This is a genomic window from Escherichia sp. 93.1518, from assembly GCF_013368915.2.
GTDB lineage: Bacteria > Pseudomonadota > Gammaproteobacteria > Enterobacterales > Enterobacteriaceae > Escherichia > Escherichia ruysiae.
The window spans coordinates 1-244 of record NZ_JABWMT020000134.1 but is presented as its reverse complement, the minus strand read 5'-3'; the positions used below and the strand labels follow the sequence as shown (position 1 = coordinate 244).

General features: G+C 55.3%; 1 protein-coding gene. It reads left to right on the top strand.

The window, feature by feature from the left end:
* On the top strand, positions 1-125 hold a 125-nt coding region (locus tag HEN21_RS22785; protein ID WP_072095190.1), incomplete at its 5' end, for a phage tail protein.
* Positions 126-244: the final 119 nt, after the last annotated feature.

Genomic DNA, 244 nt, shown 5'->3' with positions numbered 1-244 from the left:
TTGCCCAGGGCAATGTTCTGCCGGTTCTGTACGGTGAAATGCGCGTGGGGTCACGCGTGGTTTCTCAGGAGATCAGCACGGCAGACGAAGGGGATGGTGGTCAGGTTGTGGTGATTGGTCGTTGATGAAAAACGTTTTATGTGAAACCGCCTGCGGGCGGTTTTGTCGTTTCTGGAGCGTGAGGAATGGGTAAAGGCAGCAGTAAGGGGCATACCCCGCGCGAAGCGAAGGACAACCTGAAATC